Annotated in this window: 15 protein-coding genes; 7 read left to right on the top strand and 8 right to left on the bottom strand. The window is 71.7% G+C overall.

Annotation, left to right across the window (positions count from 1 at the left end):
* Nucleotides 1-22: 22 nt before the first annotated feature.
* Nucleotides 23-1,312 carry a DUF7096 domain-containing protein gene (locus HZS54_RS02245; protein WP_179920350.1) on the bottom strand — a complete coding sequence of 430 codons (1,290 nt, stop codon included), beginning with the start codon at nucleotides 1,310-1,312 and terminating at the stop codon, nucleotides 23-25.
* A 144-nt stretch (nucleotides 1,313-1,456) separates the two neighbouring features.
* On the opposite strand from HZS54_RS02245, the gene HZS54_RS26160 reads away from it, so the two are divergent.
* The 5 genes from HZS54_RS26160 to HZS54_RS02270 all read left to right on the top strand — a co-directional run bounded on the left by HZS54_RS26160 (nucleotide 1,457) and on the right by HZS54_RS02270 (nucleotide 7,318).
* Nucleotides 1,457-2,833, top strand: coding sequence for a helix-turn-helix transcriptional regulator (locus tag HZS54_RS26160; protein ID WP_246391753.1), 1,377 nt, complete (start codon nucleotides 1,457-1,459; stop codon nucleotides 2,831-2,833).
* Nucleotides 2,834-2,935: 102 nt separating this feature from the next.
* Nucleotides 2,936-3,727, top strand: a complete 792-nt coding sequence (locus HZS54_RS02255; protein WP_179920351.1) for an electron transfer flavoprotein subunit beta/FixA family protein — start codon at nucleotides 2,936-2,938, stop codon at nucleotides 3,725-3,727.
* Nucleotides 3,724-4,677 (top strand): electron transfer flavoprotein subunit alpha/FixB family protein, encoded by a 954-nt coding sequence (locus HZS54_RS02260; protein WP_179920352.1) that lies wholly within the window; start codon nucleotides 3,724-3,726, stop codon nucleotides 4,675-4,677. Before HZS54_RS02255 ends, HZS54_RS02260 begins: the two co-directional genes overlap by 4 nt.
* A 265-nt stretch (nucleotides 4,678-4,942) precedes the next feature.
* On the top strand, nucleotides 4,943-6,361 hold the full coding sequence (locus HZS54_RS02265; RefSeq protein ID WP_179920353.1) for a hypothetical protein: 1,419 nt from the start codon (nucleotides 4,943-4,945) through the stop codon (nucleotides 6,359-6,361).
* Between the two features lie 114 nt (nucleotides 6,362-6,475).
* Nucleotides 6,476-7,318, top strand: a complete 843-nt coding sequence (locus HZS54_RS02270) for a polyprenyl synthetase family protein (protein ID WP_179920354.1) — start codon at nucleotides 6,476-6,478, stop codon at nucleotides 7,316-7,318.
* Nucleotides 7,319-7,321: 3 nt separating this feature from the next.
* Here the strand turns inward: HZS54_RS02270 and HZS54_RS02275 are convergent, their stop codons facing one another.
* The 3 genes from HZS54_RS02275 to HZS54_RS02285 all read right to left on the bottom strand — a co-directional run bounded on the left by HZS54_RS02275 (nucleotide 7,322) and on the right by HZS54_RS02285 (nucleotide 9,323).
* Nucleotides 7,322-7,498: a hypothetical protein gene (locus tag HZS54_RS02275; protein ID WP_179920355.1), complete on the bottom strand. Its 177-nt coding sequence runs from the start codon at nucleotides 7,496-7,498 to the stop codon at nucleotides 7,322-7,324.
* A 66-nt stretch (nucleotides 7,499-7,564) separates the two neighbouring features.
* Nucleotides 7,565-8,788 (bottom strand): glucuronyl esterase domain-containing protein, encoded by a 1,224-nt coding sequence (locus HZS54_RS02280; RefSeq protein ID WP_179920356.1) that lies wholly within the window; start codon nucleotides 8,786-8,788, stop codon nucleotides 7,565-7,567.
* Nucleotides 8,789-8,867: 79 nt separating this feature from the next.
* The gene (locus HZS54_RS02285; RefSeq protein WP_179920357.1) at nucleotides 8,868-9,323 is read right to left on the bottom strand and encodes a ferritin-like domain-containing protein; all 456 of its coding nucleotides are present in this window, start codon (nucleotides 9,321-9,323) and stop codon (nucleotides 8,868-8,870) included.
* Nucleotides 9,324-9,597: 274 nt separating this feature from the next.
* Here HZS54_RS02285 and HZS54_RS02290 point away from each other — a divergent pair, with 274 nt between their 5' ends.
* A complete protein-coding gene (locus tag HZS54_RS02290) occupies nucleotides 9,598-10,278 on the top strand; it encodes a CDP-alcohol phosphatidyltransferase family protein (protein WP_179920358.1) in 681 nt (226 codons plus the stop codon).
* A 7-nt stretch (nucleotides 10,279-10,285) separates the two neighbouring features.
* Here HZS54_RS02290 and HZS54_RS02295 read toward each other — a convergent pair whose 3' ends face one another.
* The 3 genes from HZS54_RS02295 to HZS54_RS02305 form a co-directional block, all read right to left on the bottom strand.
* Nucleotides 10,286-11,083 carry a PHP domain-containing protein gene (locus tag HZS54_RS02295; protein WP_179920359.1) on the bottom strand — a complete coding sequence of 266 codons (798 nt, stop codon included), beginning with the start codon at nucleotides 11,081-11,083 and terminating at the stop codon, nucleotides 10,286-10,288.
* 120 nt (nucleotides 11,084-11,203) lie between these two features.
* Complete coding sequence (locus HZS54_RS26165) at nucleotides 11,204-11,641, bottom strand: coiled-coil domain-containing protein (protein WP_246391754.1); 438 nt, start codon at nucleotides 11,639-11,641, stop codon at nucleotides 11,204-11,206.
* Nucleotides 11,638-12,495: a YihY/virulence factor BrkB family protein gene (locus tag HZS54_RS02305; RefSeq protein ID WP_179920360.1), complete on the bottom strand. Its 858-nt coding sequence runs from the start codon at nucleotides 12,493-12,495 to the stop codon at nucleotides 11,638-11,640. The genes HZS54_RS26165 and HZS54_RS02305 overlap by 4 nt, the downstream gene beginning before the upstream one ends.
* 142 nt (nucleotides 12,496-12,637) lie before the next feature.
* Here HZS54_RS02305 and HZS54_RS02310 point away from each other — a divergent pair, with 142 nt between their 5' ends.
* Nucleotides 12,638-13,027 carry a hypothetical protein gene (locus tag HZS54_RS02310; RefSeq protein WP_179920361.1) on the top strand — a complete coding sequence of 130 codons (390 nt, stop codon included), beginning with the start codon at nucleotides 12,638-12,640 and terminating at the stop codon, nucleotides 13,025-13,027.
* Nucleotides 13,028-13,058: 31 nt separating this feature from the next.
* Here the strand turns inward: HZS54_RS02310 and HZS54_RS02315 are convergent, their stop codons facing one another.
* On the bottom strand, nucleotides 13,059-14,177 hold the full coding sequence (locus tag HZS54_RS02315; RefSeq protein WP_179920362.1) for a tRNA (guanine(26)-N(2))-dimethyltransferase: 1,119 nt from the start codon (nucleotides 14,175-14,177) through the stop codon (nucleotides 13,059-13,061).
* Between the last annotated feature and the right edge of the window lie 7 nt (nucleotides 14,178-14,184).

The raw sequence follows: 14,184 nt of genomic DNA on the forward strand, positions 1-14,184 counted from the left end.
TGAGCCAAGTAGGGTGTGTAGTTTACTTGGCGAAGAAGCGTTCGCGGAGGGTTCGACCTCCGCTGGTCGTCACCTCGATGCGGACGGCCTGTTTCGGGGTGAGCGTCCAGAGTTCGCCGTCGTTACCGGTCGATCCGACCCGCTGGCCGTTGATCGTGACGTTGGCAGCGAGGGGGTCACCGGTCCGGTTGTCCGTGACAGTGAGGTGCATCGGGCCGGTCGCGTGCGTGCGGTTGACCGTCAGTTCGACCCCCTCGCTCTCGTTGGTCGTGGCGGTCCAGGGAACGTCCTCAAGGGACTTGGTCTGGAACTCACGGAACGGCGACTCCGAGCGCCCGTCGAGGTACGTACCGAGCGAGCCGTGGGGGTGGCGCAGCTCCACGTGGTAGATGGAGGTGTTGCCGATCCCCTGGACATCCGGCCCCAAGTGGGCGTTGGCGCTGGCCCACGGGTACAGCTCGGTCATCCGCCGGACCGCGGTGCCGACGCCGTTGGGCGAGTCCTCGGTGACGAACCGGTTGGGGCCGACCTGCTCGCGGTTCTGGCCGAGATAGGCCTCGCGGTAGTACTGCGACCGCTCGACCGACGAGAGGACGATCCCCGTCTGCGACGTGACGGTGTAGACGGGGACGGGCGCGCGGTCTCCGGCCATGGAGGCCCCCACCTGGGCGCGGACGGGCCCGTACAGCGAGAGGAGGTCGCCCTCGAGGTTGCTCATCTTCGTGTCCAGGTCCGAGGGCAGTTCGAGTCCCGTCGCGCTTCGGATCCGGGCGAACTGGTCGGCGACGGCGCGGGCGGTGGCGTCGAGCGCCGCCAGCTCCCGCAGGAACTCGCGGGTGTCGACGTCGCCGGAGTTGTGGTCGTCGATGAGCCGGTTCCGGCGGAATTCGAGCTGCTGGACGCGCTCGCCGAGGCGCGCGACCTCTTCGTGGAGGAACCTCGATCGGGCGCGCTCGCCCGTCGTGTTCTCGTAGCGCTCTTCGAACGTGAGCGACGCGTACCGACCTTGGAGACTGGCCACGTCCCGCTGGAGGGCGCCGCCGATGTTCAGCCCGACCCGCTGGTGGTCGGCGGCTTCGACGGCCCCGTCGCTGATCCCGAGATAGTTCGAGGTGTTCTGTTCGGCCGCGTCCATCGACAGCGTGACGGCGTCGGCCGACGCGTTCAGCGGCGGTCCGGCACCGAACCCGAGCGTGCGGTCGGGAACGGGCCCGGAGTCGGTCCCGAGCGAGCCCGCGGCGACCGCCTGTGTCGCCGGTGCCGCGACGAGCAGGGCCAGGACCGCGAGGAGGACAGGGCGGTTCGGAGGCATCGGATACACTCTTTCGTCGCCGGTTACAAAAACCCATCTACTCGCGATACCGCCGCGAGACGCGGAGAGGGCCGCAGACGTTTCAAAAGCAACGGAGACGTTTTAATGAAAAGCGTTTTCCGCTCCGGCCGAAATGAGTCGAGTATGTCCCCGCGGTCGTTCGCCGTCGTCGTCACCGTACTCCTCCTCCTCCCGGTCGGGGTCGCCCCGGCCGCGACGCTCGGGGACGAGGTGGCCGCGAGTCCGGCGGACCACTCCGAGATTGCCGACGCGAACGCCGCCCCGCACAACGGCTCCATCGACCCGGGAGAGTTCGAGATGCGGGTCGATATGGCTGCCGACGGCGACGCGCGGTGGCGCGTCAAGACCGTCGTGTCGGACTCGATCTCGACCGCCGACGAGCGGCAGGCGTTCCGCGAGTTCGTCGACGAGTTCAACCGGAGCGAGTCGCCGCTCCGGTTGAACTCGTTCGTGGAGGCCGCGGACAACGCCAGTAGCGTGACCGGTCGGGAGATGACGATCCGAAACGTCGAACGCCACCACGCGCTCCACGACGACACCGGCGCCGTCTGGGTCACGTTCACGTGGACGAACTTCGGGCGGACGAGCGGCGACCTGCTCGCCATCGACGACGCGTTCAACACTACCTCGGGCGTGTGGCTCTCGTCGCTGCCGGAGGGCGATACGCTGGTGGTCGTCCCGCCGAGCGGGTACGGTATCAGCAGCGCGCCGACGAGCGGCCCCGCCGCGGCGTCGAGCCTCGCGGGCGGCGTCGCCAGGTGGGAGGGGCCACAGGACTTCGGCCAGCGCGGCCCGTGGATCGTCTACTCCGGTGACGCGGCGACCCCGACGCCGACGACCACGGCCGGCCGACCGCCGACGGTGACGCCGACCGGCTCCCCCGGCGGCCCCGCGACGGGCACGGGAACGGTACCCGGCGGCCCCGGCGACGACGGCGACGGCATCGCGGGCGCGCTGCCGTACGTGGTCGTCGTCGTCCTCGGGGGGGCGAGCGCCGCCGTGCTCGTCGCGTACATGCGGCGCGAGGACGACGGGCTGGGCGGACTCGTCGGCTCCGGCGACGACCCCGACGCCGGCGCGGCGGCCGCCGACGGCGCCGTGGCGGACGGCGAGACGGCCGATACCGCCGACGGCGGCGCGTCACCGGCCGACGACGCGGTCACCGCCGGTGCCGCGGGGGCCGCCGCGGGCGGCGCGGGCGCGAGCGGGTCGACCGCCGATGCCGACGCCGACACCGACGCGGAGACGGTCGACGAAGCCGACGACGGCATCGACGAGGAGCTGCTCAGCGACGAGGAGCGCGTCGAGCGGCTCATCGAGCGAAACGGCGGCCGGATGAAACAGGCGGCCATCGTCCGGGAGACGGGGTGGTCGAACGCGAAGGTCTCGCAGTTGCTCTCTGCGATGGACGACGACGACCGGATCGACAAGCTCCGGATCGGCCGGGAGAACCTCATCTCGTTCCCCGACGAGGACGTGACCGACCTCGACTCCGAGTAGGCCGAGTGTTCTCCCGGTAGCGACCCGTTTCGCGGCGAAAACGCCGAACAACGGTCGCCCCCTCGGAAACGTTTAACCGCCGAGCGGGCCAACCCTCGGGGCATGAAGGTCCTCGTCACAGTCACGGACGTGGCGGTCGTCGACGACGAGTTCGAGATCGACGGGCTCGGCGTCGACGAGCGCTATCTCACCTACGAACTCAACGAGTGGGACGACTACGCCGTCGAGGAGGCGGTGCAGATCGCCGAGGCCGGCGAGGGCGTGGAGGTCGTCACCGTCACCGTCGGCCCGGAACGCTCCGAGGAGACGGTCCGGAAGGCGCTGGCGAAGGGCGCCGACCGCGCGGTCCGGGTCTGGGACGACGCGATCGCCGACCGGGAGCTGCTCGACGCCGAGACGAAGGCCGAACTGCTGGCGGCGGTCGCCCGCGAGGAGGAGCCCGACCTGATACTCTCGGGCGTCCAGAGCGGCGACGACAGTTTCGCCGCGACCGGCGTCACGCTCGCCGAGAAGCTCGGCGAGGAGTGGGCGGCCGTCGTCAACCAGCTCGAACTGGACGCCGACGCGGGCGTCGCCTCGGTCCACCGCGAGCTGGAGGGCGGCGTCGAGGAGCTGACCGACGTGGAGCTGCCCGCCGTGTTGACCATCCAGACGGGGATCAACGAGCCGCGCTACGCCAGCCTGCGGGGCATCCGCCAGGCCCAGAACAAGCCCCTCGACGTGAAGGCGCTCGACGACCTGGGGCTCGACGAGAGCGCGCTGGAGACGCCGCTGCGCTGGACGGCGACGTACGAACCGGAGAGCGAGGGCGATGCGACCGTCTTCGAGGGCGGCGCCGACGAGACGGCGGGCGAACTCGCCGCGGTCCTCCGCGAGGAGGGGGTGGGCCAATGACGGTCCTCGCCGTCGCCGAGCACCGCCGCGGCGAACTGCGCGACGTGAGCCACGAACTCGCGGCCGCCGGTCGCGAGCTGGCCGACGCGACCGATTCGGAGCTCCACCTCGCGGTCGTCGGCGGCGACGTGGAGCGGTTCGGTGAGGATCTCGTCCGCGAGGGCGTCGACGCCGTCCACACCGTCGACCACGGCGAGGAGTTCAACCACGACGTGTCCGTCCAGGCCGTCGAGCAGCTCGCCGACGGGCTGGACCCCGACTACCTGCTCCTGCCCCACACCGTCAACGGGCTGGACTACGCGCCGGCGGTCGCCGAGCGGCTGGGCCTGCCGATCGTGACCGACGCCGTCGACGTGGAAGTCGACGGGGACCTCGCGGTCACCCGCGAGATGTACGGCTCGAAGGTCGAGACGACGATCGAAGTCGGGGCCGACCGCGCCGTCGTCACGCTCCGACCGGCCGAGTGGCCCCAGGCGCCGAAGGGCGGCGACGCCGCCGTCGAGCCGTTCGACGTGACCATCGACGAGTCCGCGGTGCGGTCGACCGTCACCGGCTTCGAAGAGGCGGCCGGCGGCGACGTGGACATCTCCGAGGCGGACGTGCTCGTCTCGGTCGGTCGGGGCATCGAGGAGGAGGACAACCTCGATATCATCTGGGACCTCGCGGAGGCGCTGGACGCCACCGTGTCGGCCTCCCGCCCCGTCGTCGACAACGGCTGGCTCCCGAAGAACCGTCAGGTCGGCCAGAGCGGAAAAGTGGTGACACCCGACGTGTACATCGCGGTCGGCATCTCCGGCGCGGTCCAGCACGTGGCAGGGATGAAAGGCGCGGACACGATAATCGCGATCAACAAGGACCCCAACGCGCCCATCTTCGACATCGCCGACTACGGCATCGTCGACGACCTGTTCGACGTGGTGCCGGCGCTGACCGAGCAGTTCGGCGGGTAGCGTCCGGCGCCGCAGGCGCCGGTTCTCCGCGCGGAACGGAGTGAGGCGCGCTTTTTCGCCCACGTTTTTCGACGAGCGGTGCCCGCAGGGAGCGAAGCGAGCGAGGACACCCGAGGAGAAAAAGGTGGTCGCTATGTGGTGCCGGCGCTGATCGAGCAGTTCGGCGGGTAGCGCCCTCGTCCTCTCCGGACGCGTCCTCGGCCGGCGCCGCGTACGGATCCGTTCTAGCAGAAGACATTTACCGGCGGTCGGCCACCGGGCCGGTATGTCCCGGTGTTTCGTCGCCATCGGCCTGCTCGTGGTCCTCGCGGTCCTGACCGCCGCGGGCGCGGTCGCCAGCCCGCAGCCGGACCCCGTCTGTCGGGCTTGCGGGGGGAGCTTCGCGGACGCCGCCGCCGACCGCGGCTACGACGTGACCGTGACCAACAGCACGGCGACGGTCCGAATCCACGAGAACGGATCGGCGACGTGGACGGTGACCAACCGATTGAACGGGACTGGGGCCGACGCCCTCGCCGAGCCGGACGCCGCCGAGTCGGTCGCTCGCGCGACCGTCAGCGAGGGCCACGGGCTGCCCCACGTCTACGAGGAGGGGTCGCTGACCGTCGAGTCCGTCTCGGTCGAAGGCCGGTCGATAACCGTCGAGTTCACCGACCCCGACGCGGCCACCCGCCGGCTGGGGACGCTCGTCGTCGACTACTTCCACTCCGACGGGGTCCAGGGCGGGTGGATCCTCGACGTCGACGAGTTCACGCTGGTCGGGCCGCCGGGCTCGACGGTTCTGAACGACCCCGCCGCGGCGGTCGACACGGAGCTCTCGACGGGCGACGTGACGGCGACCGTCGACGGCGGGCGCGTCACCTGGCGCGGGTCGCTCGACGAGGAGTACGGCCCGGTGTTCTACGACGACCTCTACGTCGTCTACGGCGACTCGGGGACCGCCGACTGGCGCGTGGCCGGCGCGACGGCGTTGACGAGCGCGCCGATCTGGCTCGGCAACCTCGGCACCTTCGTCGCGCCGACCGCCTTCTTCTATCTCGGAGCGCTGTTCGTCGTCGTCGTCGGCGTCGACGCTCTGCTGTCGCTCGACGCCGACGTTCACTCGCGGCGGATCGCCCGCGCGGTCGCCGCGCTCGGCGCGCTCGCGGCCGCGGCGGTCCCCGTGGTGCCGAACGGACGCTGGCTGGTCGGTCTCGCGGCCGCGTACCTCGTCGTCGGCGGGGGCGCGCTGGCCGCGCCGCGACTGCTCCGGTCCGTCCGCGGCGCGACCTCCCTGGGGATCGCCTCGCTGGTCGCCGTCGGCGGCGTCTCCATCGCACAGACGTCACTCCTGGGCGGAGGCGTCGTCTTCGAGCGGGCGGTCGAGCTGGCGGTCTCTCACCTCCCGCTCGCCACCGGCCTGCTCGTCGGGCGCGCGCTCGGGGAGTATCGCGCCGGCGGCGGACTCCGCCCGGTGCTGTTCGGCGCCGCCGTGGCGCTGACCGGCTGGTTCGTCGCGGGCGCCGTCTACGTCCCCTTCGCGTCGACCCCGTTCGGGCTCATACTTGTCGTCATGGGTGCCGGCGCCGTCGCGGGGGCACTCGCCGCGGCCCCGCTCGTCGCGCTCACCGCGCTGGCCTCCGAGGACCGAGCGGCCGAACCCCGGATGGTCGACGCGCCCGGCGAGCCCGCCGCCGAGTCGTAGAGGGAACGGAACCGCCGCCGAGTCGGAGGCGCCCGCGGAGCCCGGGCGTCGACCGTCGAGCGCACAGCGGCGGTTTCGTCAGCTACTTGCGGGGCTGTTCCTAAGCGTGGGGCGATGGAGTACCTGGAGAGTCGTCGGGGACGCGTCGAGGAGCGGCTGGAGGCGACCCTCGACGCCGTCGAACCCGACGAGCTCGGCGAGGAGGTGCGCCACGTCGTCCTATCGGGGGGCAAACGGGTGCGGCCGACGGTGACGGTGCTGGTCTGCGAGGCGCTGGGCGGCGATGTCGACACCGCCGTCGAGTTCGCGGTCGGCATCGAACTCGTCCACAGCGCCTCGCTGGTCGTCGACGACATCATCGACCGCTCGGAGCTTCGCCGCGGCACCCCCTCGGCGTGGGCGGCGTTCGGCCACGGCCCCGCGATCATCGCCAGCGACGGCCTGCTCGGCGAGGCGTTCGCCCTCTTTTCCTCGAACGAACGGGCGATGCAGGCCGTCTCCGAGTCGATGGTCGAACTCGGCGAGGGCGAGGCGACCGAACTGGTCGCCCAGCCCACCAGCGAGGAAGAGTACATGGAACTCGCCCGCCGGAAGACCGGCGCGCTGTTCCGCGCCGCCGCCGAGCTGGGGGCGATCGCCGCCGAGGCCGACGCTTACACCGTCGAGAACTTCGGCAAGTACGCCGAGCGCGTCGGCGTCGCCTTCCAGATGCGCGACGACGTGTTAGACGCGACCGCCGACGCCGAGGACCTTGGCAAGCCCACCGGCCACGACGCCGCCATGGAGCGCCCGTCGCTCGTGCAGGTCGCCGACCTGACGCCCGAGGAGGCCAACGACAGGGCACACGAGCAGTCGCAAGTGGCGCTCGACGCGCTCGCCTCGGTCGACGCCGAGGACTCGAAGGCGATGGATTATCTCAGCGACCTCGCGGAGTTCGTCGTCGTCCGCGAACGGTAGGCCCTACTCGTCGTCCGCCGGCACGACCGCCTCGGCGCCGCAGTCCGGGCACTCCTCGTACTCGGTGGAAAAGCGCGCGTCGCAGGCTTCACACCGGTAGTCGTGACGCTCATCGGCCGCCTCCTTGGCGCTCTGCTTGAACTCCTCGACCTCCCGGCCGAGCCTGTTGAAGATGCCCATCGGTCGTTCCGTACGAGGCGGCCGACCGGGATAAGCCTCGTGGCGCGCCGTTCGGTCCCGACCCCCTCAGGCACCGTCGAAGTGTACGTCGGCGAAGTCGAGGATGGCGTCGAGATACCCCTCGTCGAGGGTGTGAGCGGTCTCGCGGCGGTAGTGGCAGAGCGAGCCGACGGTCTCCTCGGAGATCTCGTCGTCGCCGTACAGCGGGAGGTCGTCGCCGACCCCCTCGGCGCCGAGCAGCTCCCAGACGGGTTCGGCGGCGCGGACGGCGTCCAGCGCGCGGCCGGGGTTGGTCCAGTAGTCGCGGGCGCCGGCGGTGTCGATCAGCGGCCGGGGCGCGACGAGCGCCGCGAGCGAGTGGCTGTCGACGGGGAGTCGGTCGACCTGCCCGTCGAACGCGGCGTAGGTGTCGGCGAACCACTGGGGGAACGTGCCGATGATGTCGCCGATCCCCTCCTGGTCGTTGTCGCGGTCGAGCGCCATCCCGCCGGTGCCGGACTGGTGGGGCGCGACGAGGCCGATCCGCTCGTCGGTCGCGCCCGCCAGCAGCGCGGCCTTGCCACACCGGGAGTGGCCGAGGACGGCGATCTCGTCGGCGCGGACCGCCTCCATCGGGCGGAGCGCGTCGACGCAGCGCTGGAGGCCCCAGGCCCACGCGGCGAGGGTGCCCCACTCGGTACCCAGCGGGCCCGGCAGGTCGTCGTCGTAGTAGGGGCGGACGCCGGTCGCGGGGTCGCCGTCGTCGGGGTCCACGTCGGCGAGGTGGTAGGTCGCGAAGCCGTAGCCCCGCGAGAGAACGTGCTCGACGCACCAGTAGTCGGCGGCGACGCCGCGCTCGGCGGCCCCGTCCTCGCGGCCGCCGTGTTCGCGGGCGGCGTCGGTGATCGTCACCGCCGGGTCCTCGACCGCGGCGTGGTTCCCGCCCCAGTTCAGCCCGAGCAGGACCGGGACGGACCGGTCGTCGTCGACGGCGTCGCTCGGCAGAAAGGTGGCCATGGTGATCGAGGGCGCGTCGGGCGGGAGGGCCGCGAACGCGATCTCGGTCTCGACGAGCGTCGCCGCGCCGTCGAGAACGCCCGCGGTGCGCTCGCTCGTCGTCTCGATCTCGGGCGCCTCGGGCGCGTAGCCGTAGACGTAGTGGCGGAGGAGTTCGCGGAGTTCGTCGCGGCGCTCGCGCCAGTCGGCGGTGCTCTCGACGGGGGAGCCGTCGCGGAACTCGAGGAGCGGGGGCAGCTCGTCGGTCGGGCGACACCGCGACGGCGGCGCCAGCCCGTCGGCGTCTCGTGACACGTCCGTTCCGATAGCCCGCCAGCGGCAAGGCGTTTGCCCCGCTCGCGCGACCAGCCGAGGTCGGCCGGGCGACGCGCCGCTAGTCGTCGGCGTACTCCTTGCGGAAGCCGCGGAACTCGGTGCGGTGGGCCTCCTCGTCGGCGAGCAGCGTCACGGCCAGGTCCTCGGTGAGCGGGTCGTCGGCGTCCTCGGCGGCGTCGATGAGGTCGTGGTAGGTGTCGATGGCGTCGGACTCCGCGTCGAGGACGCCCTCGATGACGCTGAGCACGTCCGTCGAGTCCTCGGGCGGCTGGAGGCTGTCCTGGTGCGCGGTGAACTCAGCCGAGCCCGGGGGCCGGGCCTCCAACTGCTTGAGCCGCTGGCCGATCTGCTCGGCGTGGGTCAGCTCCTCCTGGATGTCCGTCTGCAGGCTCGCCTTGACTTCCTCGGCGTGGATCCCGTCGAGGACGATCGCGTTCGTCTGGTAGTTCATCACCGTCTCGATCTCGTCGCTGTAGGCCCGCTTGAGCAGGTCGATGACGCGGTCGGATGTCATAACGGTCGGTCCTACGGTCGCCGGCCTGATAGGGGTGGTGTGGGAGGCGTTCGCCCGGTCGCGCCAGCGCCGTCGGGAGACGGTCCCGGGCGGCGACGCGCTGGCGCAGGTCTCCCCGTAGACCGAGCGCGGCGAGTGGGTCCGCGAGCACTTCTCCGGCGAGTACGTCGAGTACGAGGGGCGGACCTACCGCGGGCGAGACCCGCCGCGACGGTCGCCCCGGAGCCGCGACGGATCGGTGGACACATGGGCGACGGCGGGCCAATCCAGCACGATGGACATCGACTGGCGGGCGCGGGCGGGCGAGGTGTGGACCGTCCCGAACCTGATCTCCCTCTCCAGGCTGCCGCTGGTCGCGGGGATCGTGTTCACCCTCGATTCGCCGGTCCGCTACGCCCTGTTCGCGCTGGTCGTCCTCTCGGACGGCGTGGACGGCTGGGTGGCCCGCCGGCTCGACCAGACGACGGAGCTGGGCGCCCTGCTCGACCCGGCGCTGGACAAGCTCACCGCTCTGGTCCTCGTCGCCGCGCTCTTCCCGCGGACCGACCTCGCGCTCGCCTATCTCGCCTTCTTCTTCGCGCGGGACGCCTTCGTCGTGGCGCTGGTACCCCTGGTCCCCTTCCTCGCCTTCGAGACCGAGAAGGTGAAAGCGCGGCTGCCGGGGAAAGTCGTCACGAACCTGCAGTTCCTGGCGATGGTGGCGATGCTCGTGCCGGCCGCGGCCGCCACCGAGGCGCTGCTGTGGGCGCTCGCGGTCGCCTCCGCGGTCGCGATCACCGACTACGTCGTGTTCGTGGCGCGCGAGCAGACCGACCGCGCGTGGGTCCACGACTGGCGCGGAGTGGCGGTCGCGGCCGTCGCCGTTACCCTGACGTTCGCCGTCGTCGTGCAGTCGCTGCTCGCCGAGCAACTCGCCGAGGCGCTGGCGGCGCTGCCGGTGCTGGTACCGACGTGAGGCGGATCTAGAGGAGGCCGCCGTCGCTCCCGTAGGCGTTCATGTCGGCGAACCGGTCGGGGTAGTCGCCAGCGGGGTGGGTGGGCTCGTCGCCCGGGAGGACGACCCGTTTGAACTTGTCGTGGCTGTTCTCCCAGCCGAGATGAGCGAACTCGACGCGGCGTTTGAGCCGGTGAGCGAGGCCGTCGCGGTGGTACATCCGGCGGGGGGCGCCCGTGCGCAGCGCTTCGACGAGGTCGGCCGCGGTGTCGACGGGGCGGTCGAAGGCCACCCAGGCCTCGCCGATGGTGGTCGTGAGGTGGGCGTACGACGAGAGGAAGGTCGGCAGCTCCGACTCGCGGGCGATCTCGCGGGCGCGGCGGTCGTCCCACGGCCAGTGTTTCGGGTTGTACACCTCGACGGCGTCGATGTCGTCGGCGTAGCTCGCGATGTCCCCCTCGGTCATGCTGAGCGTGAGGAACTCGGGGTGGGGGACCAGGATTCCGGCGTCGTGGCCGGCGATCTCGGCCATGGTGTCCTCGAAGGTGAGGAAGTCGGGGACCGGTTCGTCGGGGTCGACGGCGAGGACGTGCTTGCGGGTGGACCACTTGCCGGTGAAGTACTCCCGGCCGGGCACCACCAGGAGGTCGTCGTCGGAGAAGCGAGCCGCGCGCTCGCGGATCGTCGAGAGGTGGGTGAAGTGGGGAGCGTAGACGATGGCGTCGAGGCCGACGGCCTTGGCCCGGCGGACGACCCCCTCGTCCAGGATCTTGACGTGGAGGTCGACGCGGGACTCGCCGTCGGTCGATGCGCCACCCTGAGCCATGCCACGAACTACGCAAGCCGGACTTTATGTGTTACGAAGCCGGGAAGCGCGCCGTCGGGCGACTGCGGGCCGGCGGCGCGTCGCGCGGCGGGTCCCGCGGCCGGCTCGCCGGCGGGACGGCTACCGGAACTTCCGGGCGAGGTCGGCCAGTCCGGCGGCCTTGCGGCCGGCGGCGAGGAAGGAGCCGAGGACCACCATGAAGACGTAGAGGCCCAGCGTCGAGAGCCAGACGACGAGCATGGCGGCGACGGCGGCCCAGTTGTTCAGGTAGTAGAAGGCGCCGATGGTCATCGCGGTGCCGTAGAGGAGCACGAGGTAGGGCCCCCATCCGGTCGCGTGACCGCGCCGTTGGCGCTTGCGGACGTACCGCCTGAGTTCCTCGCGGATGTCGTCGCGGTGGACCGTCTTCTCGTCGATGCGGGTCCGGAGCGACTCCAGTTCCTCGCGTAGCTCGTCGACCTCGGCGTCGACTCCCGCCTCCTCCGACCCCGGGCTCGGGGAGGCCGTGCGCTCGTCGCCCGCGGCGGAGTCGTCGTCGGCACCAGTGTCGGCGGTCATGGGCGCGTACCTCCACCGTCGCCTGGCTCCCCCTTGGTGTTGGTGGTCCGACGGTCGGCCAGCACCGCGTTCAGCGCCGCCCCCACCAGCAGGACCGTCGCCCCCGCGTAGTACCACGTCACCAGCAGGAGGACGACCCCGAGCACCCCGTACACGTCGAACTGCCCGGCCATCCCCGCGTAGAGCCGAAAGCCCGTCCCCAGCAGCGTCCACCCGACCGCGGCGAAGACGGTGCCCGGCACCGCCTCGGCGAGCCCGGCCTCCGTGTCGGGGAAGATCACGAACAGCGGGAAGAAGACGACGCTCAGCACGACGGCGAGCGCGACGGTTCCCAGCAGTCCGGCCAGCGCGACCCCGGCGTAGCTGACGGCGACGCCCACGCCGACGAGCGCCGCCAGCCCGACGCCGACCGCCCCCAGCGCGACCGCCGCGTCGCGCACCTTGCCCACCATCGACTCCGCGGCCTCAGTCCCGTAGATCCGCGAGAACGCGATGTCCAGCCCGCGGAACACCTTCAGCGTACTCCAGGCCAGCAGGACGACGCCGACGAGCGTCGCCGGCGTCGCCCCCGCGGCGTCGACCAGCGTCGACCGGACGAGGTCCTGGCCCACCGGCGAGAGGGCGTTCCCGGTCGCCGCAACGACTTCGGCGGCCAGCTCCGGGCCGCCCAGCGTCGACGCCACGACCAGCAACAGCAGCAGCGCCGGCAGCAGCGACACGAACGCGTAGTAGGCGATGCCCGCCGCCAGGAAGGTGACCTCCCGCTCGCGAACGAGCGCGACGACCCCTCGCCCGACGGCGACGGCTTCCCGCCCGCCCGATCGCGCCCGCTCGTCGACCGACTCCCGTTGCACGCTCTCGTCTGCGTGCCTCGCGCACTAATAGCCGCGGGCTCCGGCCGCCGCCGACCGCTCCGGCGGGCTGGGGGCGCGTCTCGATCCGACGGGCAGACCGCGTGACGAAAGGACCAAGGCGCGCCCGCCGTCCCGTAGGTGTATGGACCGGGGACTCGACGAAATCGTGATGCGCGTGACCGTCGTCGCCCTCGCCGGGGGCTTGCTTCTGGTCGCCGCCGGAGCGGCGGGCGTCACCGGCTCGCTCGCGCTCGCGGTCGCGCTCGTCCTCGTCGGCCTCGCCCTCTATCTCGTCTCGGAGCGGCTCGGCTCGGCCGAGTCGGGCACCGGCCTCGACCCGCGCGCGGTCGCGGCGGACCTGTGGCTCGGCCCGTTCCTCGCGGCCGCCGTCGTCGGCGTCTACCTCGGCGCGAGCGCCGGCGAGGTACAGGCGCTGGGCGGCCTCCTCGGCCTCGTCGGCATGCTCAACTACTTCCTGCGGCCCTTCTACCACCTGCTGTACGGGCTCACCCGGCGCGTCGGCTCGCTGTGAGGGAGCGCCCGCTCGCGAACGCCGTGGGCCGTCAGTCCTCGACGGCGGCGGCGCGCATCTCGGTCACGTCGGCGTCGGTCTTGAACGTCGTGCCGCCGTAGTGGGTGCGCGAGGCCGAGTAGTCGGCCGCCCGCAGTCGCTCGACGAACTCGTCCATGGCGACGGCGCCGACGCCCCAGCGCTTGCAGAGCCGGTGCTGGTCGTAGTGGGTCGGCTCCGCCAGCTCCGCCGCGACCGTCTCGCACAGCTCGCGGGCCTCCTCGGCGGTGCCCATCCCGTCGTCGACTTCCTCGCGGACCGACTCGACGAACTCGGGGTCGCAGGTCCGACCCAGCCAGATCGGACCCGCCGTCTGGATCGCCTCGTCGCACTTCGGACACCAGTCGAGCGGGTCGGCGATCAGCCCGGGCGTCGCCTCGCGGTAGAGACAGTGTTCGCAGTGGTCGACGTGGCCGAGTTCGTCGACGAGCGCGTTGGCCGCTCGCGCGCCCGAGTCCAGCCGGAGGTAGGTGCGAGCGTAGTGTTTCGTGGCGTGGCTGAAGACCGGCTCGGCGGCCAGGTCGTAGCGGGCGGCGGTGCGCACGAGCGCCGAGATCAGCACTCTGAGACCCATCTCGGCGTGGTACTCCGTGTTGCGCGGGACCGTCGAGTAGTGGCGGACGCCGCTCTCGAAGTGGGCGCCACAGAGCGGCGCGGTGTCGGTGGCGGTGATACAGACCAGACGGCTCGCCCCCCGGAAGGCCGCGTCGGCGAAGGGGATGGGGGTGCCGAACGGGTCGATATCGACCACGTCGAACGTCTCCTCGTGCATGAGGGCGTTGGCGTCGCGGTGGACGACTCGGGCGTCCAGGTCGTTGCGCGCCACGTTCTCGCGGGCGAGTTCGACGGCGTCGGGGTCCACGTCGCAGCAGGTCGCGTCGAACCCCTCGGCGGCGGCCCGCACCCCGCGGATGCCGGAGGCGGCGTTGGCGTCGAGATAGCGGGGGGTGCGGTCGCCGTCGCGGTCGGTCTCGGCTTCGAGCGCGCGCAGGACGGCGACGGTGAGGTCGCGGTTGAGTTCCTGAACGGGGTTGAAGAACACGTCGTCGCCGACCCCGGCGTCGGCCTGTTCGGGAACCTCGACCGTCACGTCGCCCTCGGTCACGCGCATACCCCTA

Origin of the sequence: Halosimplex pelagicum (assembly GCF_013415905.1) — an archaeon.
Taxonomy (GTDB): domain Archaea; phylum Halobacteriota; class Halobacteria; order Halobacteriales; family Haloarculaceae; genus Halosimplex; species Halosimplex pelagicum.

What these genes read in the sequence shown, in the direction of transcription:
- HZS54_RS02290 (WP_179920358.1), top strand. Translation starts at nt 9,598, where the DNA reads ATGGACATCGACTGGCGGGCGCGGGCGGGCGAGGTGTGGACCGTCCCG.
- HZS54_RS26165 (WP_246391754.1), bottom strand. Translation starts at nt 11,641, where the DNA reads ATGACCGCCGACACTGGTGCCGACGACGACTCCGCCGCGGGCGACGAG.
- HZS54_RS26160 (WP_246391753.1), top strand. Translation starts at nt 1,457, where the DNA reads ATGTCCCCGCGGTCGTTCGCCGTCGTCGTCACCGTACTCCTCCTCCTC.
- HZS54_RS02245 (WP_179920350.1), bottom strand. Translation starts at nt 1,312, where the DNA reads ATGCCTCCGAACCGCCCTGTCCTCCTCGCGGTCCTGGCCCTGCTCGTC.
- HZS54_RS02285 (WP_179920357.1), bottom strand. Translation starts at nt 9,323, where the DNA reads ATGACATCCGACCGCGTCATCGACCTGCTCAAGCGGGCCTACAGCGAC.
- HZS54_RS02310 (WP_179920361.1), top strand. Translation starts at nt 12,638, where the DNA reads ATGGACCGGGGACTCGACGAAATCGTGATGCGCGTGACCGTCGTCGCC.
- HZS54_RS02265 (WP_179920353.1), top strand. Translation starts at nt 4,943, where the DNA reads ATGTCCCGGTGTTTCGTCGCCATCGGCCTGCTCGTGGTCCTCGCGGTC.
- HZS54_RS02275 (WP_179920355.1), bottom strand. Translation starts at nt 7,498, where the DNA reads ATGGGCATCTTCAACAGGCTCGGCCGGGAGGTCGAGGAGTTCAAGCAG.
- HZS54_RS02315 (WP_179920362.1), bottom strand. Translation starts at nt 14,177, where the DNA reads ATGCGCGTGACCGAGGGCGACGTGACGGTCGAGGTTCCCGAACAGGCC.
- HZS54_RS02260 (WP_179920352.1), top strand. Translation starts at nt 3,724, where the DNA reads ATGACGGTCCTCGCCGTCGCCGAGCACCGCCGCGGCGAACTGCGCGAC.
- HZS54_RS02255 (WP_179920351.1), top strand. Translation starts at nt 2,936, where the DNA reads ATGAAGGTCCTCGTCACAGTCACGGACGTGGCGGTCGTCGACGACGAG.
- HZS54_RS02270 (WP_179920354.1), top strand. Translation starts at nt 6,476, where the DNA reads ATGGAGTACCTGGAGAGTCGTCGGGGACGCGTCGAGGAGCGGCTGGAG.
- HZS54_RS02295 (WP_179920359.1), bottom strand. Translation starts at nt 11,083, where the DNA reads ATGGCTCAGGGTGGCGCATCGACCGACGGCGAGTCCCGCGTCGACCTC.